Source organism: Streptomyces lunaelactis, from assembly GCF_003054555.1.
In the GTDB taxonomy this organism is placed as follows: Bacteria; Actinomycetota; Actinomycetes; order Streptomycetales; family Streptomycetaceae; genus Streptomyces; species Streptomyces lunaelactis.
Map to the genome: position 1 here is coordinate 6,495,566 of NZ_CP026304.1, position 25,331 is coordinate 6,520,896.

The 25,331-nt window shown below is 67.8% G+C and carries 26 protein-coding genes and 2 pseudogenes; 7 read left to right on the top strand and 21 right to left on the bottom strand.

Going from position 1 to position 25,331, the window contains the following annotated elements; all coding sequences use genetic code 11:
• Nucleotides 1-16 precede the first annotated feature (16 nt).
• Nucleotides 17-304 carry a metal-sensitive transcriptional regulator gene (locus SLUN_RS29935; RefSeq protein WP_108153083.1) on the bottom strand — a complete coding sequence of 96 codons (288 nt, stop codon included), beginning with the start codon at nucleotides 302-304 and terminating at the stop codon, nucleotides 17-19.
• Nucleotides 305-387: 83 nt separating this feature from the next.
• On the opposite strand from SLUN_RS29935, the gene SLUN_RS29940 reads away from it, so the two are divergent.
• The gene (locus tag SLUN_RS29940) at nucleotides 388-966 is read left to right on the top strand and encodes a rhodanese-like domain-containing protein (protein ID WP_108153084.1); all 579 of its coding nucleotides are present in this window, start codon (nucleotides 388-390) and stop codon (nucleotides 964-966) included.
• Between the two features lie 47 nt (nucleotides 967-1,013).
• On the opposite strand, the gene trxA is transcribed toward SLUN_RS29940, so the two are convergent.
• The 3 genes from trxA to SLUN_RS29955 are packed head-to-tail and all read right to left on the bottom strand — an operon-like array spanning nucleotide 1,014 to nucleotide 3,575.
• Nucleotides 1,014-1,382 (bottom strand): thioredoxin, encoded by a 369-nt coding sequence (gene trxA / locus SLUN_RS29945; RefSeq protein ID WP_108153085.1) that lies wholly within the window; start codon nucleotides 1,380-1,382, stop codon nucleotides 1,014-1,016.
• A 49-nt stretch (nucleotides 1,383-1,431) separates the two neighbouring features.
• Nucleotides 1,432-3,126: an aminotransferase class V-fold PLP-dependent enzyme gene (locus tag SLUN_RS29950; RefSeq protein WP_108153086.1), complete on the bottom strand. Its 1,695-nt coding sequence runs from the start codon at nucleotides 3,124-3,126 to the stop codon at nucleotides 1,432-1,434.
• Nucleotides 3,123-3,575, bottom strand: coding sequence for an OsmC family protein (locus tag SLUN_RS29955; protein WP_108153087.1), 453 nt, complete (start codon nucleotides 3,573-3,575; stop codon nucleotides 3,123-3,125). The genes SLUN_RS29950 and SLUN_RS29955 overlap by 4 nt, the downstream gene beginning before the upstream one ends.
• Nucleotides 3,576-3,851: 276 nt before the next feature.
• Between SLUN_RS29955 and SLUN_RS29960 the strand changes: the two genes are divergently transcribed.
• Nucleotides 3,852-4,700 carry an NAD(P)/FAD-dependent oxidoreductase gene (locus SLUN_RS29960; protein WP_254709916.1) on the top strand — a complete coding sequence of 283 codons (849 nt, stop codon included), beginning with the start codon at nucleotides 3,852-3,854 and terminating at the stop codon, nucleotides 4,698-4,700.
• 127 nt (nucleotides 4,701-4,827) lie between these two features.
• Nucleotides 4,828-5,328, top strand: coding sequence for a PIG-L deacetylase family protein (locus SLUN_RS29965; RefSeq protein ID WP_108153088.1), 501 nt, complete (start codon nucleotides 4,828-4,830; stop codon nucleotides 5,326-5,328).
• Here the strand turns inward: SLUN_RS29965 and SLUN_RS29970 are convergent.
• The 14 genes and pseudogenes from SLUN_RS29970 to SLUN_RS30035 form a co-directional block, all read right to left on the bottom strand.
• A complete protein-coding gene (locus tag SLUN_RS29970) occupies nucleotides 5,230-6,198 on the bottom strand; it encodes a sulfite exporter TauE/SafE family protein (protein WP_254709915.1) in 969 nt (322 codons plus the stop codon). The two genes, SLUN_RS29965 and SLUN_RS29970, sit on opposite strands and share 99 nt — an antisense overlap.
• Nucleotides 6,195-6,776: a rhodanese-like domain-containing protein gene (locus SLUN_RS29975; RefSeq protein ID WP_108153089.1), complete on the bottom strand. Its 582-nt coding sequence runs from the start codon at nucleotides 6,774-6,776 to the stop codon at nucleotides 6,195-6,197. The genes SLUN_RS29970 and SLUN_RS29975 overlap by 4 nt, the downstream gene beginning before the upstream one ends.
• Nucleotides 6,777-6,868: 92 nt before the next feature.
• Nucleotides 6,869-8,254 carry an MBL fold metallo-hydrolase gene (locus SLUN_RS29980; RefSeq protein WP_108153090.1) on the bottom strand — a complete coding sequence of 462 codons (1,386 nt, stop codon included), beginning with the start codon at nucleotides 8,252-8,254 and terminating at the stop codon, nucleotides 6,869-6,871.
• Between the two features lie 139 nt (nucleotides 8,255-8,393).
• Nucleotides 8,394-9,622 (bottom strand): annotated as a pseudogene (locus tag SLUN_RS29985) (NAD(P)/FAD-dependent oxidoreductase).
• Nucleotides 9,623-9,669: 47 nt separating this feature from the next.
• On the bottom strand, nucleotides 9,670-9,996 hold the full coding sequence (locus SLUN_RS29990) for a rhodanese-like domain-containing protein (RefSeq protein WP_108153091.1): 327 nt from the start codon (nucleotides 9,994-9,996) through the stop codon (nucleotides 9,670-9,672).
• A gap of 16 nt (nucleotides 9,997-10,012) precedes the next feature.
• Nucleotides 10,013-10,363, bottom strand: a complete 351-nt coding sequence (locus SLUN_RS41595; protein ID WP_306610720.1) for an ATP-binding protein — start codon at nucleotides 10,361-10,363, stop codon at nucleotides 10,013-10,015.
• Entirely contained in the window at nucleotides 10,263-10,751 is a 489-nt protein-coding gene (locus tag SLUN_RS29995; RefSeq protein ID WP_254709914.1) for a sensor histidine kinase, read from the bottom strand. Before SLUN_RS29995 ends, SLUN_RS41595 begins: the two co-directional genes overlap by 101 nt.
• Nucleotides 10,752-11,262: 511 nt before the next feature.
• Complete coding sequence (locus SLUN_RS41600; RefSeq protein ID WP_257153815.1) at nucleotides 11,263-11,955, bottom strand: thiamine pyrophosphate-dependent enzyme; 693 nt, start codon at nucleotides 11,953-11,955, stop codon at nucleotides 11,263-11,265.
• A 153-nt stretch (nucleotides 11,956-12,108) separates the two neighbouring features.
• Entirely contained in the window at nucleotides 12,109-13,188 is a 1,080-nt protein-coding gene (locus tag SLUN_RS30010; protein ID WP_108153092.1) for an ABC transporter ATP-binding protein, read from the bottom strand.
• Between the two features lies 1 nt (nucleotide 13,189).
• Nucleotides 13,190-14,278, bottom strand: a complete 1,089-nt coding sequence (locus SLUN_RS30015; RefSeq protein ID WP_108153093.1) for an ABC transporter ATP-binding protein — start codon at nucleotides 14,276-14,278, stop codon at nucleotides 13,190-13,192.
• A complete protein-coding gene (locus SLUN_RS30020) occupies nucleotides 14,275-15,120 on the bottom strand; it encodes a carbohydrate ABC transporter permease (RefSeq protein ID WP_108153094.1) in 846 nt (281 codons plus the stop codon). Before SLUN_RS30020 ends, SLUN_RS30015 begins: the two co-directional genes overlap by 4 nt.
• Nucleotides 15,117-15,995 carry a carbohydrate ABC transporter permease gene (locus SLUN_RS30025; RefSeq protein WP_108153095.1) on the bottom strand — a complete coding sequence of 293 codons (879 nt, stop codon included), beginning with the start codon at nucleotides 15,993-15,995 and terminating at the stop codon, nucleotides 15,117-15,119. Before SLUN_RS30025 ends, SLUN_RS30020 begins: the two co-directional genes overlap by 4 nt.
• A gap of 80 nt (nucleotides 15,996-16,075) precedes the next feature.
• Nucleotides 16,076-17,674: an extracellular solute-binding protein gene (locus tag SLUN_RS30030; RefSeq protein ID WP_108153096.1), complete on the bottom strand. Its 1,599-nt coding sequence runs from the start codon at nucleotides 17,672-17,674 to the stop codon at nucleotides 16,076-16,078.
• A gap of 17 nt (nucleotides 17,675-17,691) precedes the next feature.
• Nucleotides 17,692-18,717, bottom strand: coding sequence for an NAD(P)-dependent alcohol dehydrogenase (locus tag SLUN_RS30035; RefSeq protein ID WP_108153097.1), 1,026 nt, complete (start codon nucleotides 18,715-18,717; stop codon nucleotides 17,692-17,694).
• A 180-nt stretch (nucleotides 18,718-18,897) separates the two neighbouring features.
• Here SLUN_RS30035 and SLUN_RS30040 point away from each other — a divergent pair, with 180 nt between their 5' ends.
• Nucleotides 18,898-20,682 carry a sigma-54-dependent Fis family transcriptional regulator gene (locus SLUN_RS30040; protein ID WP_108153098.1) on the top strand — a complete coding sequence of 595 codons (1,785 nt, stop codon included), beginning with the start codon at nucleotides 18,898-18,900 and terminating at the stop codon, nucleotides 20,680-20,682.
• Nucleotides 20,683-21,178: 496 nt separating this feature from the next.
• Nucleotides 21,179-21,432, top strand: a pseudogene (locus SLUN_RS41605) (DUF5655 domain-containing protein); the annotation flags it as partial.
• 78 nt (nucleotides 21,433-21,510) lie between these two features.
• Here SLUN_RS41605 and SLUN_RS39630 read toward each other — a convergent pair.
• Nucleotides 21,511-21,843, bottom strand: coding sequence for a DUF6236 family protein (locus tag SLUN_RS39630; RefSeq protein WP_159100347.1), 333 nt, complete (start codon nucleotides 21,841-21,843; stop codon nucleotides 21,511-21,513).
• Nucleotides 21,844-21,872: 29 nt separating this feature from the next.
• On the opposite strand from SLUN_RS39630, the gene SLUN_RS30050 reads away from it, so the two are divergent.
• Together SLUN_RS30050 and SLUN_RS30055 are read left to right on the top strand one after the other, a co-directional pair.
• Entirely contained in the window at nucleotides 21,873-22,871 is a 999-nt protein-coding gene (locus tag SLUN_RS30050) for an NsdA family TPR-like regulatory protein (protein WP_108153099.1), read from the top strand.
• Nucleotides 22,868-23,422, top strand: a complete 555-nt coding sequence (locus SLUN_RS30055) for a GNAT family N-acetyltransferase (RefSeq protein ID WP_108153100.1) — start codon at nucleotides 22,868-22,870, stop codon at nucleotides 23,420-23,422. Before SLUN_RS30050 ends, SLUN_RS30055 begins: the two co-directional genes overlap by 4 nt.
• Nucleotides 23,423-23,936: 514 nt before the next feature.
• Here SLUN_RS30055 and SLUN_RS30060 read toward each other — a convergent pair.
• On the bottom strand, nucleotides 23,937-24,242 hold the full coding sequence (locus SLUN_RS30060) for a hypothetical protein (RefSeq protein ID WP_159100348.1): 306 nt from the start codon (nucleotides 24,240-24,242) through the stop codon (nucleotides 23,937-23,939).
• 189 nt (nucleotides 24,243-24,431) lie between these two features.
• Nucleotides 24,432-25,010 (bottom strand): hypothetical protein, encoded by a 579-nt coding sequence (locus tag SLUN_RS30065; protein WP_108153102.1) that lies wholly within the window; start codon nucleotides 25,008-25,010, stop codon nucleotides 24,432-24,434.
• Nucleotides 25,011-25,331: the final 321 nt, after the last annotated feature.

Below are 25,331 nucleotides of genomic sequence, written 5' to 3' on the forward strand. Positions count from 1 at the left end.
GCCGTGGCGAGAGTCCTCACGCCAGCGACAGGAACAGCTTCTCCAGACGGGTGCGCATCTGCTGGGCGTCCTCGCCGTTCTTGCGGCCGGTTTCCATGTCGGTCATGCACTGCTGCATGCCGGTCGCGATGATCGCGAAACCGGCGCGGTCGAGCGCGCGGGAGGCCGCGGCGAGCTGCGTGACGACGTCCTCGCAGTCACGTCCCTCCTCGATCATCCGGATCACACCGGAGATCTGACCCTGCGCACGGCGCAGCCGGTTCAGCACGGACTTCAGGTCCGCACCCTCAAGCTCCAGTTCCACGACCACTCCTCCAAGAAAATACCCCTAGGGGTACTGTACGTCCCGGTTCGGGACGGCGTCGACCATTAAGGATCACATCTGCCATGACCAACCCCTCCACCCTCGTCACCGAGCAGGCCCGCACCCGGCTGCACGAACTCACCGTCATCGACGTGCGCACGCCCGCCGAGTACGCCTCCGGCCACCTGCCCGGCGCCCTGAACATTCCGCTCGACCACGTCCGCCGTGCCCTGCCGGAGATACGGCACGCCGCCGGACGCCGTGACGTCCTGGTGGTGTGTGCCTCCGGAGCCCGTTCCGAGAACGCCTGCAAGCTGCTGGCCGAGCAGGGCATCACCACGGCCACGCTCGCCGGCGGCACCGGCGCCTGGGCCGCCGAGGGGCACGACCTGCACACACCGGCCGCCTGCGACACGCGGGCCGGCTGGAGCATGGAACGCCAGGTCCGCTTCACCGCCGGCAGCCTAATCCTGCTCGGCCTCCTGCTCGGCCTGCTCGTGCACCCGGCCCTCCTGCTGCTCTCGGCCGGCGTCGCGGGCGGCCTGGTCTTCTCCGCCCTCACGAACACCTGCGGCATGGCGGTCGTGCTCGGCAAGCTGCCGCACAACCGCCCGCGCGCGGTCGATCTCGACGCCACGCTGGCCGCTCTGCGCAGCCGCTGAACCCGTGTTCCGGGGCGCCCGTGGAGACTCCATGGGCGCCCCGGACGTCATTTCGCTCCCCTCGAGCCCGCGGCCTGTCGGCGCACGTCGTCCATGTCGACGGCCCGGATCCTGCCGATGAGGTCTTCCAGGGCCTGCGGCGGCAGCGCGCCCGGTTGCGAGTACAGGACGGTCCGGTCGCGGACGGCCATGAGTGTGGGGATGGAGGAGATCTGGAAGGCGCCCGCCAGTTCGGGCTGTGCCTCGGTGTCGACCTTGCCGAACACGATGTCCGAGTGGCGCGCGGCCGCCTTCTCGTAGACGGGGCCGAACATCCGGCACGGTCCGCACCAGGCCGCCCAGAAGTCGATCAGCACGATCTCCGAACCGGTGACGGTTTCCTCGAAGTTGTCCTTGGTCAATTCCACGGTGGGCATGGCTTCCGGTCTCCTCTCGCATACCCGGTGGGGTATTGGGGTATACGGTTCAACCGGTGCCGGTCCGGATTTGTTCCAGGCAGACGGGCGGAAGCGGGAACCAGCGCATGCGCTCGAAGTCGGCCGGCAGCCCGGTGGGGCCGTCGTCGAGACGGCCGGAACAAGCGGTGAACACCTCGCGGGCGCGGTCGAGTTGACCTGCCAGTGCCTCCTCACCCAGCCGACGGTGACGGGGTGCCGGGGCGCTGAGCCGACCGTCCGCCGTGTAGCGCACGTCGGTCAGGCGCAGCGGCGGATCGGCGGCACCGGCGTGGTGGCGCCACTGTCCGGTGTGCGGATCGAAGCGGTAGTCGGGCAGGAGCCGGAGGCCGTGCGTGGCGATCAGGTCGACGGCGTCGATGAGGTAGTCGCGGACGGTGTCGCTGATGAAGTAGTTGAAGTTGATGCGGGTCCAGCCGGGTTTGATGCCGTCGCAGCCGTGGACGACCTCGTCGAGCAAGGCGTGGGAGGTGGCCGTGTCGATGGCGAGCAGGCGGTGGCCATAGGGGCCGGCGCAGGAGCAGCCGCCGCGGGCCTGGACGCCGAACAGGTCGTTGAGCAGGGCGACGACGTAGTTGTGGTGCAGGTAGGCATGGTCGCCGTGGCGGATGCGGAACGAGATGATGGACAGGCGGCGGGCGTGGTGGTTGCCGAGGATCTCGATCCGCGGGTTGGTGTCCCAGCGCGCGAGGGCGTGCCGCCAGTGGCGTTCCTCGGCGGCCTGGATGGTGTCGGTGCCGACGGCCTGTTTGAGGGCGAAGACCAGTCCCGCGCGGATGGATTCCACGATGGCCGGGGTGCCGCCCTCCTCGCGGGCGACCGGGTCGTCGAGATAGCGGTGGTGGAGCGGGTCGACGAAAGCGACGGTTCCGCCGCCGGGCGCCGTGGGCACCTTGTTACGGACCAGGTCACGGCGGACGACGAGCACGCCCGGGGTCTGCGGGCCGCCGACGAACTTGTGCGGGGACAGGAACAGCGCGTCCTTGTGGTCCCTGGCGCCCGGAGCGCTCTCCGCCATCCGGAGCGGGATGTACGGTGCCGCCGCCGCGTAGTCCCAGAACGACAGGGCGCCGTACGCGTGCAGCAGTCCAGTGATGCGGTCGGTGTCGGTGAGGATGCCGGTGACGTTGGAGGCGGCGGAGAAGCTGCCGATGCGCAGCGGCCGGTCGGCGTACCGCCGCAAGGCTGTTTCGAGCCCGGCGAGGTCGATGTGCCCGTCCGCGTCCTCGTCGATGACCACGACGTCGGCGATCGACTCGCGCCAGGGCAGTTCGTTGGAGTGGTGCTCGTACGGCCCGACGAAGACCACCGGGCGCTCGGCCTCGGGCGGCTTCGCCGGGCGGCGCAGCTCCAGGATGCCGACCAGCTTGTTGACCGCCGCGGTGGAGCCCGAACCACAGAAGATCACGAGGTCGTCGTCGGTACCGCCGACCGCGTCGCGGATGATCCGGCGGGCGTCCTCGCGCAGTCGGGTCGTCTGCAGGCCGGTGCTGGAGCTCTCCGTGTGGGTGTTGCCGTAGCGGGGCAGCACCTGCTCGCGGACGAAGTCCTCGACGAAGTCCAGCGAGCGTCCGGAGGCGGTGTAGTCCGCGTAGACGATCCGTTTCGGGCCGTACGGGCCGTCCAGCACCTCGTCGTCACCGATGAGCCCGCCCCGGATGCGCTCCAGCAGGGCCGACGCGGCCGGCGCCAGGGACGTGCTCATGGCTCCAGCTCGATCTCGATCTCGGGCGGCTGATGGAGGGTGTTGTGCACCGTGCAGTGCGAGGCCACGGCCAGCAGGGCCGCCCGGCGCTGCTCGGGCAGCTCCGGCGGCGGCATGACCACGATGCGCAGGGAGGTGACGCGGGCGGGGCGGTCGCTGGCCATGGTGAACTCCGTACGGACGCGCAGTCCTGTCTGGCTGAGGCCGTGCCGGTGGAGGAAGCGGCCCGCGTAGAAGGCGACGCAGGTGGCCAGGGACGCGGCGAACAGTTCGGTGGGGGTGGGCGCGGTGTCCGTACCGCCGGCCTCGATGGGCTGGTCGACCTGGAAACGATGCCCGCGGATGTCCACGGTATAGGCATCCCGCTCGACGTGGGCGACCTCGAAACTGTGCACGTCCATGGACTGCGGCCGGTTCGTGCTCAGGGTGTGTGGTGTGCTGCCGGTCATGGCGGGGCCCTTCTCGCCGGTGTCGACTGCTGACGGATCCCAGTCGACCGCGCACCGTGCGACGAATCGAGAGGCCGACGGGGTGCGCCGGGGGCCGTTCGGCCCTCGTGGGAGCTGGCGTAGTGATATACCCTGCCAGGTATTTTACCAGGGGGTTCGCGGCGGGCGAGGGGCCGCAGGTGTCGACGGAGTGGGTCGAAGACATACCCGGGTGGGTACTCGAATGGGGACCTGCGGCCCATGCCCCGCCCTCATCTCCCGCACGACAGTGGGGACATGGGCAAACACATCGTGATTCTCGGCGGTGGAACCGCCGGCACCATGACGGCCAACCGCCTGCGTCGCACGTACGACGCGGGCGAGTACCGGATCACGGTCGTCGATCAGGACGACGACCACCTCTACCAGCCGGGGTTGCTGTTCGTGCCGTTCGGGCTCGCCCAGCCGCACCACCTCATCCGGTCCCGTCCGCGGCAGCTGAACACCGCCGTCGACTACAAGCAGGCGCGGATCGAGCGGGTCGACCTGGACGCGCGGACGGTGCACCTCGCCGGCGGCATCCGGCTGGGCTACGACGTCCTCGTGGTCGCCACCGGCGCGACGCTGCTGCCGGAGGAGACCGAAGGGCTGACCGGCCCGGGCTGGGGCGAGAACGTCTTCACCTTGTATGACCTGCCCGGCGCCGTGGGTCTGCACCACGCCCTGGAGCGCTTCGAGGGCGGCCGGGTCGTGATCGATGTGGCAGACCTGCCGCTCAAGTGCCCCGTCGCGCCCCTGGAGTTCGCCTTCCTGGCCGACTGGTACTTCCAGCGCCGCGGCATCCGCGACAAGGTCCAACTGGCCTACGTCACCCCGCTGGACGGCGCCCTCACCAAGCCGGTCGCCGCCAAGGCGCTGGGCGGTCTGCTGGCGGACAAGGGCATCGAGCTGGTCACCGAGTTCACGCTCGGCGAAGTTGACGGCGAAGGTGGCCGCCTGGTGTCGTACGACGAACGCGAGGTGCCCTTCGACCTGGCGGTGGTCGTGCCGCTGCACGGCGGCGCCGAATACGTCGAGCGCTCCCCGGGCCTCGGCGACGAGCTGAGCTTCGTCCCCGTCGACCCCCACACCCTTCAACACCCGTAATTCTCCGAGGTGTTCGCGATCGGGGACGCGGCGGGCCTGCCGGCCTCCAAGGCCGGCTCGGTGGCCCACTTCGACGAAGCAGTTGGCATGCCCGTCGCGGCCGGTGGCCAGATCATCTACACCTGAGATGGCCGGTACCGTACCCGGCCTGCCGGACAGAGTGCGGCGCGTGCCGGCGGTGGTCGCCCATCCCGACGACGAGTCGTTCGGGCTGGGCGGACTGCCGGCCCTGCTGTCCGACGTCGGCGTGCCCACGGCGGTGCTCTGCTTCACCCATGGTGAGGCGTCCACCCGGCACGGCAGGCGCGGCGACCTGCATACCCTCCGCGCGGGCGAACTCGCCTGCACCGCAAGGGAACTGGGCGTCGAGCGGGTGGAACTGGCCGGTCACCCGGACGGCGGTCTCGCTGACGTCCCCCGGCATCGGCTCGCCTCGGAGACGGCCCGACTGATCGGCGAGGGGCGCCCCAGCCACCTCCTCGTGGAGGGCGTCACTGGGACCACGAACTGGCAGGTTCGGCAGGTGCCGCTACGCGTCGTGCGGCGATGGCGCGGTGCCGCTGCGGATGGTGTCCTCACCTGTGGGGTGGGGGACCGTCTGTGCGTCTTCCCCGATGGACGGCGCTGATACGTCGTTGGTCAGGCTCCGTGTTCGCTCGGCGTTGCGCAGCATGTACCAGCTGAATACGACCCCCGCCGCCGCGGCCACGGAGGCCCAGGTCCACGGACTGGTCAGCAGGGTGTGGCGCAGGTCGGAGCTGATCTGCTGGCTCAGTACGAAGACGCCCATGACGGCGACGAACCAGCCGAAGGACTTGCGCAGCGCGTCCTGTGGGATGCGCCCGGCGAGGAAGCCGCCGATCACGCTGCCGACGACAGCGGTTGCCGTCACGAGCGCGGCGAACCCCCAGTCGATGTGCACGCTGGCGAGGTAACCGGCCAGCCCGGCGAAGGACTTCATGGAGATGACCAGCAGCGAGGTGCCGACGGCCACGGTCATCGGCAGCCCGCCGAGCAGCGCGAGGGCCGGGACGACCAGGAAGCCGCCGCCCGCGCCGACCAGGCCGGTGACCAGTCCCACCACGATGCCGTCCAGCAGGACGTGGAGGACGGGGAGTTCGTGGTGGACCCGCTTCGGCGCCCCGCGACGGCCGCGGATCATGGCGACGGCGGTAGCGATCATCATGAGGGCGAACGCGAGCAGCAGGACGGTGCCGGGGATGAACTCGGCCAGTCGTCCGCCCGCGTAGGCGCCCGTCATGCCGGCCAGACCGAACAGCAGCCCGGTCCGCCAGCGGACGCGTCCGGCACGGGCATGCGAGACCACTCCGGCGGCGCTGGTGACGCCGACGACGAACAGGGAGGTGGCGATGGCCTCCTTGGTTTCCATACCGGCCAGGTAGACCAGGATGGGCACGGTCAGGATGGACCCGCCGCCGCCCAGGATGCCGAGGCTGACCCCGATGAGCAGCGACGCTGCGATGATCACGGCGATCATGACGAGCCTCGCAGGGCGGCGACGACGGTGTCGAGGTCGGTGCGCGGGCCGCGGTTGTAGGGGAGCTTCGCCAGCAGCATGCCCATGGCGCAGGTGTTGGTGAGTGCGGCGACGGTCAGTCCGGCGCCGACGGCGGTGCCGATCAGGTGCAGTCCGGGCAGGAACAGGCCGGCGATGCCGGTGACCACCACGATGGATCCGGCGATCAGGCGCACCTGGCGTTCCAGGTCCCAGCGTTCGGGGCCGCGGGTGAGTGGGCCTCCTGCGGTCTCCCACGCCGTGACGCCGCCGTCGAGGACGCGCAGGTTGGGCAGTCCGGCCTCGGCCAGGGCTTGTTCGGCCTGGGCGGCGCGGGCGCCGGAGCGGCAGATGAGGATGACGTCCTCGTCGAGGTGGTGCAGCAGTTCGGTGCGGTGTTCGCGCAGGGTGTCGAGGGGGACGTTGTAGGAGCCGGGGATGTGGGCGGTGCGGAACTCGCCGGGCGTGCGCACGTCCAGCAGGCGCGGGCCTTCGCCGTTCCGTGTCAGGTCGCGCAGGGTGGCGGGATCGAGTCGGGGCTTGTCGGCGTGGATGGTCATCGGGGGTTCCTTGCTGTCCGTGAAGCGTTCTTCTTGTGAGGGGGACCGGGCGGTGGCCGACGGTTTCGGCCGCCGCCCGGGAGCGGTGTGGATCAGACGTCGGCCGGTGCAGGCAGGGCGAGCCAGGCGCCGTAGCCGCCGAGCAGGTCGGAGACGTCGGTGCGGCCCTGGTGGCGCAGCAGGCTGGCGGCGATGGATGAGCGGTGGCCGCCCGCGCACTGGACGACCAGGGGACGGTCAGCCGGGATCTCGTCGATACGGCGGGCGAGTTCGGCCAGCGGGACGTGCAGGGAGCCCTCGATGAAGCCCTCTTCGCGTTCGGCGATGTTGCGCACGTCCAGGACCAGCGGGGGTTCGTCGCCGTCGAGCAGGTGGCACAGTTCGTCGGCGGTCAGCCGGCTGGCCTGTTCCAGCTCGTCGGCCAGCGCGGGGAACGCGCCCTCGGGCTCCCGGAGATACCCGCCGACCTTGTCGAAGCCGATCAGGGCGAGTCGGGTGACGACTTCCTCCTCGCGGTCCTGCGGCGCGATGACGACGACGTCCTGCTCGGGGGCGACGACCATGCCGGCCTGCTCGGCGAAGCGGCCGTCCGCGGGCACGTTGACCGAGCCGCGCAGATGCCCGGGTGCGAAGTCCTGCGGCGAACGGGCGTCGAGGACGACCGCTCCGGCCGCGCGCCGATCCATGAACTCCGCGGCCGACAGCGGCCGGGGCGCGGCGGCCTTGTCGAACAGGCCGTGCTCCTTGCGGTTGAGGATGGCGTCGTAGACGAAGTAGGCGGGCGCGGACGACTGTCCCTCGGTGACCAGCGCGACGAACTTCTCCTCGCTCATGGGCCGGCAGGCGTAGTTGGTGGCGCGCTGTTCGCCGATGGTGGACTGGCGCTGGGTGGAGAGGTTCTTGCCGCAGGCGGATCCGGCGCCGTGGGCGGGGAAGACCCGTACGGCATCCGGGAGGGACATCAGTTTGTTCTGGATGGTGTCGTAGAGCATGCGGCCGAGTTCGTCGGCGGTCACGCCGATCGAGGCGAGCAGGTCGGGCCGGCCCACGTCGCCGATGAACAGCGCGTCGCCGGTCAGCACGCCGTAGGGGACGGCGTCGGCGGCGTGCTCGTAGACCAGGACGCTGATCGACTCCGGTGTGTGGCCGGGAGTTTCGAGGATCTGCAGCGTGACGTCGCCGAGGCTGATCCGCTCGCCGTCGGTCAGCTTGTGGATGGGGTATTCGGCCTCGGCGCGCTGCCCGTAGCCGATCCAGGCGCCGGTGCGGTCGGCCAGCTCCAGGTGGCCGGCGAGGAAGTCGGCGTGGAAGTGGGTGTTGATGACGGTCTCGATGGTGAAACCGTGCTCGGCGGCGTCCGTGAGGTACTCGGAGACGTCGCGGCGGGGGTCGACGACGACGGCCTTGCCGGTGGTCTCGTCGGCGATCATGTAGGACGCCTGGGAGAGGCAGTCGAGGTAGTACTGGGCGAAGAACATGGTCGGGTGACCTCCATGTCGGATGGGGATTACATACGGATCAGATACCCCGGGGGGTATGTAAACGGGTCTGGTCCGCCCTTGTCGGAGGGCGGGAATGGTGGCCGGCCCGGGTCGGGGGAAGCCCCGGGCCGACCGGTCAGAGGCGGCCGGTGAGCATGCCGTGCCAGTACACCGGCGGCAGCCCGTACCGCTTGAACACCCACATCGTGCGCCGTTCCTTGAAAGGGTTGAGCAGCGGGAACGAGGGTGTGGGGTTCAGGTCGTAGTCGAACTCGGCGAGCAGCATCCGGTCGCGGGCGGTCACCAGCGGGCAGGACGTGTAGCCGTCATACCGGTGCGAGGGGGCCAGGCCGTTCATGACGTCGAGCAGATTGCCGGCCACGACAGGGGCCTGCTTGCGCACCGCGGCACCGGTCTTGGACGTAGGCAGGTTCGCCACGTCGCCGAGCGCGAAGACATGGTCGTAGGACGGGTGTTGGAGCGTGTACTTGTCCGCGGCGACGAAGCCCTGCGGGCTCGCGGGGTCGGCGAGCGGCCCTGTCTTGATCCAGTCGGGTGCGCTCTGCGGCGGGACGGCGTGCAGGAGGTCGTAGCCGATGGTCTCCTTGGTGCCGTTCGTATGGTCGGTGACGGTGACCTCGCGGGCGTCGCCGTCGACGGCGGTCATCTCGGAGCGCAGCCGCACCTTGATGCCGTACCGGGCGGCCACCTTCTCCAGCACCTCTGACCAGGCGGGCACCTTGAACATCGCCGCGTCCGGGATGACAAAGATGATGCGGATGTCGTCCAGGACCTTCTGCTTGCGCCAGTGGTCGGCGGCCAGGTAGGCGATCTTCTGCGGGGCGCCGCCGCATTCAGCGGGGTCGCGGGGTGGGTGAAGACGGCCGTGCCCGAGCGCATGTTCTTGATCAGGTCCCAGGTGCGCGGGGCGTACTCGGGTGCGTAGTTGCTGCTCACCCGACCGTGGCCGACGGCCTCGACGAGGCCAGGCACGCCGTCCCAGTCGAGCTGGAGGCCGGGCGTCAGCACCAGGTGTTCGTAGGTGAGTGCGTCGCCGCCGGACAGGGTCGCCGTGTGGTTGTCGGGGTCGACGGTCTGGGCGCGCCGGCGGATCCAGCGCACCCCGTCGGGTATGACGGAGGTTTCGGGGCGACGGGTGGCACGCAACGGGGCCTGTCCGCCGCCGACCAGGGTCCACAGCGGTTGGTACCAGTGGGTGTCGGACGGTTCGATCAGTGTGATGTCGCTGGCGCCGGCGCGGCGCAGGCGGGCGGCGACGCTGATGCCGGCGCTGCCGCCGCCGATGACGGCGACGCGGTGTCGGCCGGAGATCGGGGCGTCGGCGGGGGAGGGTGTGGTGGCCAAGGCGGTGCTCCTTTCCAGTTGGCCGTTGTGCGGGTGCCGGACGGGGGTCAGGCGGCGTGCTCGTGCGAACCGGCCGCGACCGGACGTCCGGCGCGGGCCCAGGCGAAGGTGCCGCCGGCCACGGAGTAGGCGTCGATGCCGTTGGAGTTCATCCGGTCGGCGGCGGTCCTGCTGCGGTTGCCGCTGGCGCAGATCACGAACACCGGCCGGTCGGTGGGCAGTTCGCCGCACCGAGCGGGCACGGTGCGCAGCGCCATCAGCCGCGCGCCGGGGACGTGTCCGGCGGCGTACTCGTCCGCTTCCCGGACGTCGACCACGAGTGCGCCGTCGGCCCAGGCCGCCGCGAACGCTTCCTGTGTCACTTCACGAGCCACTTCGTTGCCTCCTCAATTACCCCCGGGGGTATCTCTCCGGCGAGAGTACGGCGGCCCGGAGGGGAGCGTCAAATACCCCTAGGGGTATTTTCCAGGGGAGGCAAGTCGCGGCTCGACACCGGGGCCGGGAACGAGCCGCGATCCATGGGGTGCGGCCCTTGGCAGCCGGAGGGTCAAGCGCGTCCCGCCGCCCGGTCCGGAGTCCGCCGTGACCGTGCCGCCGTGGGCGGTGACCCAGCTCCTTGACCACGGCCAAGCCGATGCCGCTACCACCTCCGGCACGAGCGCGGGCACCGCGCCACAGACGGTCGAAGACGTGCGGCAGCTCTTCGGCGGGGATGCCCGGACCGGTGTCCGCCACCTCCACGAGCGCCTCGAAAGGGCGTGGTGGAGGTGGTGACCGTGACGGTGTCGCCGGGACGGCAGTGGCGGGCGGCGTTGCTCAGCAGGTTGCAGAGGGCCTGATGCAGCCGGTCGGCGTCCGCGCGGACCAGCAGGGCGGCGGGGCCGGGGACGGTGCGTACGGTCAGCCCGGCGGTGCGCAGCTCGGCCTCGCGCTCGGCCACGGCGGCTCCGGCCAGGGCGGTCAGATCCACCTCGGCCAGGTGCAGGGACAGCCGGGCCGACTCGGCCTCCCCGAGTTCTCCGAGGTCACCGACGATGCGGCCCAGCCGCAGTGCCTGGTCGTGCAGGGAGGCCAGGTGCTCGACCGACGGGTCGGCGTAGCCGTCGCGCAGCTCCTCGAGCCCCGACACGCGCCAGGTGTACGCCAACCTGCTCGCCGCCTCCGAGAAGCACCTGACGGCATTCGAGCACTGGATCGCCGACGAGTAGGACGAGCGACAAGACGGGTAGGACGAGCAAAGGGAGACAGTCCCGGCCTGTACCTGCCCGGCCCGTCGGGTGTTGGCCGGCGAGAGGCCGGCGCTCGGGGTTCCCGCACGCGTGCTGCGGCGGCGCAGCACGAACACGGTGGTCATCGTGCCGGTTGTCAGCAGACCGGCGCCGACGGCGATCGGCAGGGCCGGGGAGGTGGAGCTGATGTCGGCGACGTGCCCCGGGAGTGCCCGAACAGCAAAGACGGCCTTGAGGCCATGACGCTCGTTTGACGCTCTGGGCGCCCGCACGCGGCGCGGCGGGCCGAGAAAATGGGCCCTGACCTGGCCTTTTCCGAAACTCGATCAGGCCGACATCTTTCCGATGACGCATCATGTGGAGTGCGTTGCCATCCTCGAACCTGCCGCAAAGGGCGTCTGACCTGCGGTTTTAGGTGCTGTGCATTGTGGGCGTTACGGGCGATATCTTGACGCATATTCGACGCACGTTCGACGCACGTTCTGAGGGGTCGTCACCACGCTGATCCTGCAGCTCACGCAGGATGGATGGCCCGGCTACCGAGGCCCGGCATTGCGGAAACTTGACTGGTCGCTGCCATGGACGCCCATGCCCATGGCAGGGGCGGCCGTGACGCGAGACCCGCTGTGGCGGCTCTGAAAGCAAGGAAATCGCATTTCTGGCCCTGGGTCGTGAGTTGGTCAGCGAGGCGGACCACTGCCCTTTCCGCTTGGAGACTTTGACCAGCCCTCGACTCTGAAGTGCCTGGCAGCTGAGCTTGTGGGTAGTCCCTTCCCATACGCCTTCCGGGCAGCCTTGGCCGACCCAACGCAGGACCTGCAGTTGACGTTCGTTTAGCTGTTGCGGCACGGGCAACAGGGTCAGAGTCGGAAGGGGCCGTGGAGCTCGGCGAGCCGGTCGGTCAGGGCACAGATTCTCGGAGTAGTTGACAGGGCAGGCGACCACGGACACGCCGTCGTCGTCCAGCGCGCGCCGCAGTGTCGGCAGCAGTTCACCGGCGGCCTTGATGTAGTGGCCGCGTGCGCCGAAGCTCTCGGCGTAGTTGACGAAGTCCGGGTTGGTGAAGCGGGTATGGCTGTGGCGTCCGAGTTCGAGCTCCAGCACCTCGGCTACACAAGACCGGTCGTTCGCGCGTGTACGACCGGCCCCGCGGTCCGCTGCGGATGATGCCGTCCACGCCGACGTGAGAGCCGGCAGCGACAGCGGGGACTGCTGTTTCCCCGACTGCAACTGGCCTCCCGTCGGCAGCCACTCCCTCTACGACTGGAGAACCAGGTAACCGTCCGAATAGGGGAGCGCCTTCGCGCGCGGTAGATGCACCAGGAATTCCTCGATCGCAGGAACCCCGTCCTCTCGCGGCACCTTCGCCTTTATGGGCTGGCCGGCCACGTCGATCTCGAGCACGCGCTGAGGGCCGTGATCCTGGACACCGCGAAGCCTGGCGGCAAAGGTGTTCGGCCCGGGTTCCGTGACGACCTTGACGTACTCGGGCCGGATTCCCACCTGGACCTCGCTGGTGCTCTCCGGGATGTCCCAGGCCACGGCCAAGGTCCGGCCTCCGAGGGTGAACTCCTGGTGCGCCCGGTCCAGGGTGAGGAAGTTCATGGCCGGTGATCCGATGAAGTAGCCGACGTATGCTGATGAGGGTGCCTCGAAGAGCTGCTCCGGAGTGCCCTGCTGCATGGCCTGGCCGTCCCTCATGACCAGCACTTCCTGCGCAATGCTCATGGCTTCGTACTGGTCGTGGGTAACGTAGATAACTGTGGGCTGGAACTGCTCGGTGATCTCACGGATCTTCCGCCTCAAAGAGTGTTTCAGCTGCGGATCGATGACGGTCAGGGGCTCGTCCATCAGCACGGCCGCCACGTCGTCACGGACAAGGCCACGGCCGAGCGAGATCAGCTGCTTGTCGTCCGCGGTGAGCCGCCGGGCGGGCTGCCCCAGCCGGTCGTCCAGGTCCAGCGCCTCGGCCACCTGATGGACCTTGGCATCGATCCTCGCCTTGTCCCACCGGCGGCACTGCAGCGGGAAGGCGAGGTTCTCGTACACCGTCATCGAGTGGTAGATGACGGGGAACTGGAAGACCTGGGCGATGTTGCGCGCCTTCGTCGGCAGAGCCGTCACGTCGGCGCCGTCGAACAGGACCTGGCCCTGTGACGGTTTGACCAGCCCGGACAGGATGTTCAGCAGCGTCGTCTTGCCGCAGCCCGACGGCCCCACCAATGCGTACGTCTTGCCGGCCTCGAAGGTCAGCCTCAGTGGCTTGAGGGCCCACTGCTTCTCTCCGGCGCCGGGCGTGTAGCTGTGCCCGACGTCGACGATGTCCAACTGCGCCATCTCAACGCCCTCCCACTGAAACAAGATCGTACGAAGGTGTCCGCACGAGCGAGCCCTTCTCGTCGAAGGCGTACAGCCGCTCGGGGCGTAGCCGGAGTTTCACAAGATCACCGAGAGCGACGTCATGGATGCCCTCGATCTGTATGACGAACGGAGTCTTGCCGACTGCCGCGTGAACGAAGGTCTCGGAGCCGGAGATCTCCACGAAGGTGACCGCGCCCTCGACACCGGCGGAGGCCAGGCTGACATCCGTTGCCCGCAGGCCGAACTGGTAGGCGCCGTCGGGCAGGTCGGCGAGATGCGCGGATACGTGCGTGGCCTGGAAGCCGGCCACCGTGACCTGACCGCCCTCGATCCGGCCAGGGAAGATGTTCATGGGCGGGTCGTTGATGATGGATGCCACGGTGGTTGTCGCCGGGCGCTCGAAGACCTCCTGCGGGGGGCCGACCTGGAGGATCCGTCCCTCGTGCATGACCAGCACCACGTCACCGAGCATCATCGCCTCGGCGGGCTCGGTCGTCGTATAGACCACTATTGTGTCGCCCTGGTCCGAGAAGAGGGTCTTGAACTCGTCGCGCAGCTGTTCGCGCAGTTTGTAGTCGAGGTTGGCCAGTGGCTCGTCGAGCAGGAGAATTCCCGTGCCGCGTGCGAGGGCGCGCGCCACGGCGACGCGCTGCTGCTGTCCGCCGGAGAGCTGTGACGGCTTGCGCCGCTCGAAGCCGGTCAGGCCGACAAGCGCCAGGCTTTTGCTGACCCGTCGTTGGATCTCGTCCCGTGACAGTCCCTGGCGGCGGAGCGGGAAGGCCACGTTGCCGAACACGCTGAGATGTGGGTAGTTGATGAACTGCTGGTAGACCATGGCGGTGTCGCGCCGCCAGACCGGCGTTCTCAGGAGATCGGCTCCGTCCCTGGTCAGGGAGCCGGAGTCCACCACCTGCAGTCCGGCCAGGGCCCGCAGCAGCGTCGTCTTTCCGGCCATGGTCCGGCCGATGACGGTGTGGAGCCGTCCCGGTTCAAAGATTGCGGTCACGCTCTTGAGATGGTCGACGCCATCGATGGTCAGGCTCAGATCAGTGGCACTCAGGGTCATCGGACTGCTCCCGACAGGTTGCCTTTTGACAGATAGCGCTCCACCCAGATGGCGAGCAGGACCAGCGGCGCCACACCGAACAGGGCAGCCGCGGACAGGGTCCACCAGGGCGGGATGGACGAGTTGAGGGCGACGACCGCCTGGGGCAGAGTCTGGACCTCGGTGAAGGTCAGCCTGAAGGCGAAGAAGAAGTCGTTCCAGCCGAACACCGCGCAGAACATCGCGGCCACGGTCAGCCCGGGCAGGGAGTTCGGCAGGATCGCCCGCACGAAGGTCTGCAACGGCCCGCATCCGTCGAGCATGGCCATCTCGTCGATCTCACGCGGGATGCCGTTGAAGAAGTCCACCATCACCCACACCGCGATCGGCAGCAGCAGGGCGACCGTCACGATGACCAGTCCCGCGATGCTGTCCAGGAGGCCCGCCCACTGCAGCAGATAGAAGAAAGGGATCACCAGGACGACGGGCGGCATGATCCGTTGTGACACGAAGAAGAAGACGATGTCGCTGTTCTTGATGAAGCCGATCTTGAACCGGTAGCGGGACAACGCGTAGGCGGCCAGGGATCCGAGAACGAGGCTGATGGCCGAGGCGGCGATGGTGACGATGGCACTGTTGATGAAGGGCTGGATCACATCGATGCCACCGGCTCCGCCGAAGATGTTGCGCCAGCCGGTGGCGGTGGGCTGGTACTGGATCCAGGGAAGATATGTGGCGCCGCCCTGCACTGCGTTGGCGTCCTTGAAACTGGTCGTCATGGCCCAGAAGAACGGTCCCGCGACGAAGCAGGCCCACACTGCGATCACGGTGTACTTGAATACGGGGTAAAGGCGCGGCCTCATGAGTGCCCCTTCAGCTTGAGGGCCCTGGTGAGCAAGGCGGCGACAACGGTGAGCGTGACGATCATCAGGACCAGGTAGGTCAGGGACATCGCCCCGCTGTAGCCGGTCTGCTGATCCCGCAGCCCCTGGATGTAGAGGTAGTAGCCCGGAGTCTCCGTGGAGGAGCCCGGTCCCCCGGAGGTCAGCACGTAGACGCTGTCGGAGAGTTTCGAGGCCTCGATCAGCCGGATGATGACCGCCGCGACCGACACCGGCGCCATGAGCGGGAAGGTCACCTTCCAAAAGGTGCGCCACACGTCGGCGCCGTCGATCGCGGCGGCCATGAACGGTTCCTTGGGAAGGCTCAGCAGGCCGGCCAGCAGCAGCAGGAACATGAACGGGGTCCACTGCCAGACCTCGACGGTCATCAGCGCGACCAGCGCCGGCCCGGACTCGGTGAGCCAGGCAACCTTGGTCAGGCCCAGCATCCCGAGGAGATCGTTCAGCGGCCCCAGCGACTCGTGGAAGATCATCTGCCAGATGGCGGCCATCACGACGGGAGTGGTCATCATGGGGACGAGGAACAGCACCCGCCAGAACCTGCGGCCGCGTACGTCGCGCCAGACGAGCAGGGCCATGCCGAATCCGATGACGTACTGGATCAGGACGGTGCCGCCGGCCAGCAGGATCAGGCGCATGATCGACGACCAGAAGCGGCTGTCGTGCAGCATCGTGGCGTAGTTGGCCCCTGCGATGAAGTCCATCTGAGGGCTGCTGACGTTCCAGCCGGAGAAGCTCACGCGAATCGTGAACAGAAGGGGGAAGATGATGATCAGTAGGAGTGTGAGCAGTCCTGGGAGCAGGAACATGCTCTTGTGCCGGCGCAGGCCGTACATGGTGCTCCTTGTGGAAAGGGGCGGTCGCCCCCGGGTGGCCGGCCGGACCGGCCGGCCACCCGGGGCGTCCTGTGGTCGGGTCAGCGGTAGTCCTCGAGCGCGACCACGTTGCGATAGGCGTCGTGGACGGTGTCCTTGCCGATCTGCTCGGTGATCTTGGCCCATTCCCTGGCCGCCTCGTCCAGCGCCTGCTGCGGCGTCTTCTGCCCCGCCAGAGCTGCGGCGACGCCGTTGGCCAGCGCGGACATGTACTGGTTGACGCCGGGGACACGCAGGTCGAAGACGCGGTTGGTGCTCTTCTCCATGCCGGAGAGCGTCTGCACGTACGACTTCGCGACGTCCTTGTCCCAGCCCTGCTTCTCCCAGAACGCCGCATCGAAGTGGGCGTTGCGGTAGGGATTGACGCCGAAGCGGCCGATGGTCAGGTCGAGGGCGGTATTGGCCTCGTTGCTGAAGAAGCACAGGTAGTCGAAGGCCATCTTCTGGTGCCCCGAGGCCTTGGACACCGCCGAGGTCCACCCCCAGGTGAAGTACGGAGCCTGGTTCGGCTTCTTGTCCCACGCCTTTGTGGTGCGGTTGTAGACCTCGGTGGAACCGGGCAGCGCCGCCGCTTCGATCTTGTTGCGTATCCTGCTGTCCGGCTGCTGGGCCTGGATGAACGCGTCGTCCCATGAGTAGGACATCAGCGTCTGGCCGCCTCCGAAGGAGAAGATCTCGTCGCCCAGACCGAAGTTGGCGCCACCGGGTGCCCAGGTCGACTTGGCCTTCACCATGTCGTCGAGAGCGCGTACGAAGCCGGGGGTGTTGATCAGAGGCTTCATGGTGTCCAGGTCGAAGAAGACGCCCCCCTTGACGTCCGGGTTCTTCACGTACGGTGCCGCCCGGCTGATGAAGGCGGAGAACGTCAGGTCGTCACGCTTGGTCACCTCGGCACTGCCGAAGTTGGGCTTGCCGTCGCCGTCGACGTCCTTGCCGCTGAAGAACTTGGCGACCTCCTGGTATTCGGCCCACGTCTTGGGCGTGCGCAGGTCCTTGCCAGTGGCCGCCTTGTATGCCGCCTGCTGCTTCGGGTCCTTCAGTACGTCCGTGCGGACCTTGAGGTAATGCCGGTCACCGTCCACGGGGTACTGCACGACCTGCCCGTTCCAGGTGGCCACGTCCATATAAGCCTTCGTGACGTCCTTCATGCCGGGGGTGTCCAGGTACTCCTGCGGCACCGGGGCCAGATACGGGGCCATGTCGCCGATCCACAAGGAGGGGTAGAACATGACGTCGTAGGCCGGCTGGTTCGCTTGCAGGGGCGTGAGGATCTTCTGGTGCAGCTCCCCGAACGGGACGTTGACGACCTCCACCTTCGCCCCGGTGATCTCCTCGAACTGCCTGGCATGCAGCTTGGTCGGCTCGCCGATGACGGGGACGGCATGGCTGATGATCTTCAGCGTCTGCCCGGAGTAGTCCTTACGGCTGATCGACTCGTAACTGCAGGAACCCGGTACGTCCTTGACCTTCGTGGCCGGGTAGTCCTCGCCGTACTTTCTGTAGCTGATCTCCGAACCCTGCTTGAACAGCGCCGGCTTGTCGGGCTTGCTCTCCGCCTTGTCCTGGCCGGTACATCCTGTGGCGGTGAGGGCCACGACGGCCGCGGCGGCGATCATGCCCTTGTACGAGTTGTTGCGCATGGGTCTGCTCCTTCGACTCACGGGATCAAGATCGCTCGGCCGCGGACGGCACCGGCGGACAAGTCTTCGAGGGCGTCACGGAAGGACGCCAGGGGGTACCGCTGGGTGTGCAGGCTGACCTTGCCCTGGGCGGCCAGGACCATCAGCTCGGAGAGGTCGTTGTAGGACCCCACGAGGTTGCCGATGAAGTTGATCTCGGTGGAGATGACGTCGATCGTCGGAACGTCGAGACGGCCGCCGTAGCCGATGACGTAGTAGTTGCCGTTGCGGCGCAGGCAGGCCACGCCGGTCTCGACGGCACCGCCCTCGCCCACGAAGTCCAGAACCGCCTCGGCCCCGTGCCCGCCGGTGAGTTCCAGGACGCGTCCGCTCTCACTCCCGTCCGCGACCAGCGTGTGTTCGGCGCCCAGTTCCTTGGCGAGGGCAAGAGCGTCCGGGCTTCGGTCGATCACGATCATCTCGACCGGCGACAGGGCCCGGAGCACTTGGATGCCGATGTGCCCGAGACCTCCGGCGCCGATCACCACGGCCCGATCGCCCGGTCGCAGGACCCGGGCCGCCTTGGCGACAGCGTGGTACGCCGTGAGCCCGGCATCGGCCAGGGCCGCAACCGAGGCCGGCTCAAGGGACGGGTCGAGTGCCACCACTGAGCGGGCGGTGGTCTTCAGGTACTCCGCATAGCCCCCGTCGGTGTCGATGCCCGGGAAGGCCGAGTTCATACAGTGCACGTCGTCGCCGGCCCGGCAGGCACGGCACAGACCGCAGGTCACGAGCGGGTGCAGGATGACCGGGTCGCCGACCTTGACGTTGGTGACGGCCTGTCCCACCTCCTGCACCCAGCCGGCATTCTCATGACCGATGGTGTAGGGCAGGACAACCCCGCTCTTGTCGCTCCACTGTCCTTCGAGAATGTGCAGATCGGTGCGGCAGACCCCCGCACCCCCGACCTTCACGATCACATCCAGCGGACCGGTGATCTGCGGGTCCGGCACATCCACGAGCACTGGCGGCTCGTCGTACTCGATGACCTGCACGGCTTTCATGGCGCTCCCTGCGAATCGGCGGGGTGGATGGTGCGCCGATTACACAGCCCGCCGCGCGCAGGCCGATGTCTCAGAAGCGGTCCGCGGATGTATCAATGTGATACAGGCCATAGGCGCGGCGCCATCGAGCTGCTCCAATCACTCCACCGAGGGATGACGCGCGCGATACGGGAGTGTTAAATGCCCCGACATCAACCTGGCAGCTCTCTGACAGCAGCCAGAGAGCTTTACCAGGAGATCACCAAGGATCCGAGCGCCCGCCCGCTCGTGGTCGCCTCCTGGCAGCGCTCGATCGAGTACCAGGTGAAGTCGAGCTGCATCGACGCTCCCTACCTCGAGAACCCCAATCTGGACAGCCCGCTCGCCAAAGCGGCGCTACCCATCCTGAACGCGCTGCACGAGCAACTGGCCGATGACCCGGTGTCCACGATGGTCACCGACCGCAACGGCGTGGTGCTGTCCCGCATGGTCTCCCACCAGGCTCTGACGACGCGGCTGAACCGAGTGCAGCTGGCCCCGGGCCACGTGTTCGCCGAGCGCTACGTGGGCACCAACGGCATCGGGACCGCACTGGCCAGCGGCCGCCCGGTCATGATCGCCGGAAGTCAGCACTACGTCGAGGCGCTGCGGGACTTCTACTGCGCGGCCGTGCCGATCCTGCATCCCACCCGGCGCACCCTGCTGGGAGCCTTCAACCTGACCACGGCCCGTCAGGGCTCAGCCGGCATGCTCATGGCCCTGGCCCGCTCTGTCGCGGGCCAGATCGAAAGTGAGATCGCCGCGATCAGCTCGCGACGGGAACGGGCCCTGTTCCAGGACTACATGGACGCGTGCTCCTCGGTGCGTCCCGGACCTGTTCTGGCCATCAATCGCGATGTCGTCATGATGAACGAGCAGCTGAGATCGGCCGTTACAGGGACGGATCACTACGCACTGCTCGACCACGCACGTGAGATCGCCGACGACCTCCGGTTCGAAGGTACCCGGAGCATCGCACTCCCCTCCGGACGCATCGCCGAGCTCCGGGTGAGCCGTAGCCGGCGCGAGGACAGCGACGCGGGCACCATCTTCCGAGTCCGGGTCATCGGGCGTCCCCAGTCCGGACCGGTCGCTTCCGCTGGATCCACACGATCGGGCCTGGGCCTGGTGGGCTCCTCCCCGCGATGGCTGAGCGCGGTCGCCGAAACCGAAGCGGCGTTCGTCGCCGGGTCCTGGCTTCATCTCGTGGGAGAAGCCGGGGCCGGGAAGGGGACGCTGATCGAAGCCCTCCACCGAGCAAAAGGTGCCGGGCGCCGGCTCGAGAGGGTGGAAGCGCCGCTGTCGGAGTCGACGCACGCCACCGAGCAATGGCTGCGCAACGTCCGCGAGCTGCTGGCCGAGCCGTCGAACGTGGTCGTCCTGCGCGATGTCCACCTACTTGCCGCCCACTTGCGCCAGCAGCTGCGAAGCCTCCTGACACACCTGGACACGACCGCCACCGGACAACTGATCATGACCAGCCAACCGTCCATGGTCACGACCGACGACGTGCTCGACCGTCTGTGCGTCGCCTCGGTAGAGGTGCCTCCCCTCCGTCATCGCTATGGAGACATCGAGCACCTGGTCCGGTTCTTCCTGCTCAAATACAGGCCGAGCGGAGAGAGCAGCTGCTCCCCGGATGCGCTGACGATGCTGCAGCGCTGCCCCTGGCCGGAGAATGTCCGGCAGCTCGAGTCGGTGATCCGTGGCCTGGCGCGGCGGCAGTCCGTCCGGATCCTGCGGGTGGAGGATCTCCCGCCGGAATGCCGGGTGTCCTCGCACAAAGTCCTGACCACCATCGAAGCGCTGGAACGGGACGCTATTCTCCGCGGGCTGATGGACCGCAGCTCCAACGTCCAGCGCACCGCACAAGATCTCGGCATCTCCCGCGCCACCATGTACCGCAAGATGCGCCGTTACGGGATCGTCCCTTCGAGCCTCACCTAGGACTCCCACCGGCTTTCCCCAGTGGCGTACACATTCAGTTGTCGCGCATCCGGATGGGAGCAGACGCGTTGGCCGCGAACATGAACGGCGCTGAACTGCGGTTTTTCGTCACATGTTTTTCGTGGACGTGTTGCGAGTGACGCATCACGTGGAGTGCGTAGCGATCCTTGAGCCTGCCGCACAGGGCGTCAGACCTGCATCTTTGGCCAGTGTGCGGTATGTGCGGTATGTGCGGTATCTTGACGCTGGTCTGACGCACGCCTGACGCATTTTCTGATGGGTCGTCAGCACAGAAAGCCACCTCTCGGGCCGGGATCGCATCCTGGCCAAGGAGGCGGCTTTCTGCGTGTGATGGGGAGGTTGGGGCGTCTCGCCCCTACGTCGAACGCACTCTCACGCACGATCACGCTCTGTTGTGGTTCTGGGGTCCGGGCGGAGGTCCGGAAATAGTTGGCGTCTGCTGCGTGTTGGGCCCGGGGTCGATGCGAAGGGGGAGGTGTCGGGTCTGAGGCTGTTCAGCACGAAGGGCGGCGTGGTGGAGGTCGCGCCGCGCTTGGCGGAGGAAGAGGCTGATGTGCAGGACCTCGTCGAGGCGCACGTGGAGGCAATGCTGGGAGTGGGTTCCTGGCGAGCGAGCACAGCACAGGGCCGCTGCACAGCGGTCGGATCGACTCGCTGGGCGTGGACGAAAACGGCGCCCCGGTGATCGTCGAGTACAAGCGGGCGACCGATGCGGCCGTGTTCTCTGAACTACGACACGGCTTCAGGTCCCCGGCCGTGCGGCAGTGGCGAGAAAGACATCAGTTGGAGACGCTGCGAGGGTTCGGCCTACCGTCCGCCGGTGCGGCGCTGCAGTGCGCCGAGCAGTGTCCGCCCGGAGAGTTCGCGATCGGCGGCCAGCAGGTAGGCCACGGGCGAATCCCCCACCTGTTGGCGTCGAGCCTCAACCTTGCCGGCAATGTATGGCACGAGCGTCACGGCAACTGCGGCGCTGGCCACAGCGAGTTGTCCGCCTGCTGCGGCGACACTGCCCAGAAGAGTCCCGGCAGCGGCGTTGAGATTGACCTTCTGTACCAATGTTCCCGCTGACGACTCGATGCCCTGTGCTCGCAACGCTGTGCGCAGTTCGTTGAGCTGCGGTCTTGTCTTGCTCTCGTACAACGACCCCAGCTTCACCGCAGGAGGACCCCATGAAACGCCGCCTCTTCGTCTCGGGTGTCACCGCATCTGCCTTGGCCGCGGCCACCGCCCCGGCGAACAGCTCTCCCCGCCGAATCGGGATGAGCGACGTCGAGCGACTGCAACAGCGGTTCGCCGAAGTCATCGCCAGCGACCACCGCCACGGTGGCCAACTAGGCATCGAGCAGAAAGCCGCCGCGCTCGCAGACAGCGCACTCGCCCTGCAGGAGTCTGGCAACGCCACCCTGCGCGTTCGCAGCTACTTGTACGGGTGCGCCGCCGCATTCCGGTCCTCAGCCATGTGGGCCGCGATCGACGGCCGCCGGTTCGACGACGCGGCCGTGCATATGCGCGAGGCGCAGGCCCTGGCGGAGATGGCCGGGGACCCCGCGATCAAGTTCCGGATCTGGAGTCACGCCGGCACGATGTACCGGCACATGGGACGCACAGCGCAGGCCCTGTCAGCCAACAACGTCGCCCGCGGGCTACACATCAACCGCCGCGATCCCCTGTTCGCCTCCCTCGGCCTGGCCCGTCAGATGGCCATTCACGGCGCTGCAGGAGACCCCACCCGAACCCGCCGCGCGTACGACGAGGCGCAGGGCGCCATGGACCGGGCCGACTCGGGCGAGTATCGGCCCGTGTGGCTGAACGCCTTCTACGACCAGGCCGAGCTCGACTCCCTCGCGCTCTCTGCGTACCTGTCCCTGCACGACTATGAAAAGGCGGAGTTCCACGCCCACCGCTGCCTGGTGCGTCTGCGGCCTTACATGCGCCGCTCCAAGGCGATCACCACAACCCGGCTCGCACGCGCCCAGCTCGAGCAGGGAGCCCTCGAGCCCGCGACGAACACCGCCATGTCCGTGTCGACCGACGCCGCCACCCAGCACCCGCGCGTGGCGCTGATGCTCCGTGACTTCGGCGCCAGGCTCACCGAGATCGCCCCGCGCAGCACCGCAGCAGGCACGTGGACCGACTACGCGCGCACCACCTGGGGAGCGGCAGCATGACGACAGCACAGGCCGTCACCCTGCGCACCGTCAGCCAGCTCGCTCCAGTCCGTGATGACCTGATCGCCGTCTACAGCGATGTCCGCGCCGAGCTGCTGCACCTGCCGAACTATGCGGTCGCCGCGTTCGCTGAGCGTCTGGACCGGCACGGCAGTGACCACGGCTGGGCGGCAGTCCTCGCATACGCGGACAACGGCGAGCCGGTCGGCTACGCGTACAGCAACGTCGTCCACTCGGAAAACCGCTGGTGGAAGCGGATAGCGCCCGCCCCGGCAGCCCAGTACACCGAGCAGCCGACCGTGGCGTTGAAGGAACTCGGCGTGTGTGTGCCGTGGCGGAAGACTGGCACGTCCGTCCGCCTGCACGAGGCCCTGCTTGCGCATCACGTCGCCGAACCGTACGTGTCGCTGATGGTGAATCCGGCCGCAGGCGAGGGGAAGGTGCAAAGGCTCTACGAGTCGTGGGGGTACCGGAGCATCGGCACCAGCCAGCCCACCCCGGACTCCCCGGTGCTGACAGCGATGGTCCGCCGCCTGCCCCCGGGCGAATAGGCCACAGCGGCATCCGAGCGCAGCCGGTGGCGCCTCGGATGCCGCGTCACTCCCCGGTCGCCGCCGGGTCGTGCAAGGGGACCTTGGTGAACGGGCCTTCTTGCCGGCCTGGGCCGGGCGCACGTACACGGTGCGGGGGATCGGTGAGCCGGGCTTCCAGCGACCGGCCTCCTTAGGCTCTTCCTCCGTGGCGCCGTTCATTGCCAAGATCGGTGGGCGCCACTGGCGGGGAGGCTGAGGGCGGCCGTCGGTTTTGAGTCCGGTCGCGGCGAACCAAAGCTTCACGCGTTCGTTGGCCGTCTGCGGCCGGAGGTAGTCACCGCGCTTGGTGGCCTTCAACGCTCGCGTGTGCGACGAGGCGTCCGCCGCTCCGCATGACCTTCCCGGAACGACGAAGCTCCCACCGGACGCGTCGATGTAGGCACGGGCGCCCCTGCCCCGCAAAGATGCCACGCAGAGCTCCCTTGCTGTCGAGTGGCCGCGTCTCGCTGCGCACGGGGCATGCGCGCGGGACCTAGAAGGGAGGCTCGGTGCTGTCGTGCCGGGTGTCGGCCCAGCCGGCCCCTCGGACTTGCAGCCGGTAGTCGCAGTCGACGGGCGCACCGGGCGGGGTGGTGAGTTCGTCGAGCATCACGATCAGCGCGTCCTCGCCGACCAGTTCCACCGTGATGTAGGTACCGCAGGCGCAAGGGGCGATGAGGGTGAGGACGTGGACCAGGTCGCCGTCTTCACCGAAGCCGACCTCCCGCCTGGTGTAGTGGAGCCACCAGCCGCGCTGTCCGTCGGCGGAGCCGAGGTACTGGCTGATCACAACAGGCATGCTGGAAGCGCGCTCGAGGCCAGCGACATCGGGCTGCGTCGGGACTACCAGACGGGGTCGCCCCGCCCACCGTGGTGGTGGCGGGGCCCAGCCGCCCGTCGCGCGAACAGCTTGGCGTCTAATGGGATGTTTTCCCTGGTGGACGCCGTCCTCGGCGAGTTCCCGGTTCGTTCCGCCTGCGGTCGGTGTTTAACCGATCGCGGCGTAGGAGCTCGTGATGTTGTCGAACCCGGCTTGCCTCAGGTCTGGGTACTCGAGGTATGTGCCTATTGCGTAGAAGCGCCTACCTCGGTACCAGGAGTGCTCGAACAGGACGTTTCCACCCCAGGTCTTGACCGATGAACCTGCGTCGTTGCAGTCGAAGGGCCACCAGTCGAAGTTGGGCCACGTCAGCGTGAAGGGCACTCCTCTGCCTGCGTAGTTGTAGCCATGATAGATGATCATGGTGCCAACTGAGGTAGTCCGGTGCCACTCGTCTACCATCTTCTGCTGTTCCTCAGGGGTGTGATTCTCCAGTTCGCGCATGAGAAACTCGTCGAGCCCGGCCTGCGCGGACTGAAGCCTGTAATATTCCACGGCCTTGTTGGGGTCACTGGTGGCTTCCGCGATAGCGGCGAGACGATCCTCCGTGGCCTTCATCTTCCTGGCGGTTTCCTCGTCGACCTTTGCGACGATTTCGATGAGTTCCTCGACGGAACCCTCATGAATTTGGGTCTCGGCTGAGACTCCGTTTGTCTGGAGCGCCAGGACGTGGTTATACGTGGTCATGTTGCTTCCTCCTTGCTTGGTGGGTCACTAACGCCAGTTCCCCATGAGGGGAAGCAGGGCGGACCGGTTGCACGCTCACGCAACGATGTCGTTAGGTTGACCCTCCGCCTCAGCCGATGACTTGGTGGCTCCCGGAGCAGTTTTCCAACCCCTGTTGCGTATTCACGTTTCCCCTTTGATGTTATTGCGCCAAGGATGCAGGTTCCTGGATTAAGGGGACGACAACACAGGTAGGCCGCTCACGTAGTTGTGGCCTCATCATCTGGCTGCCTTCAAACCTAGCGTGAAAAGGAAGGGCTGGAAACGTGGGATCCGCCTGAG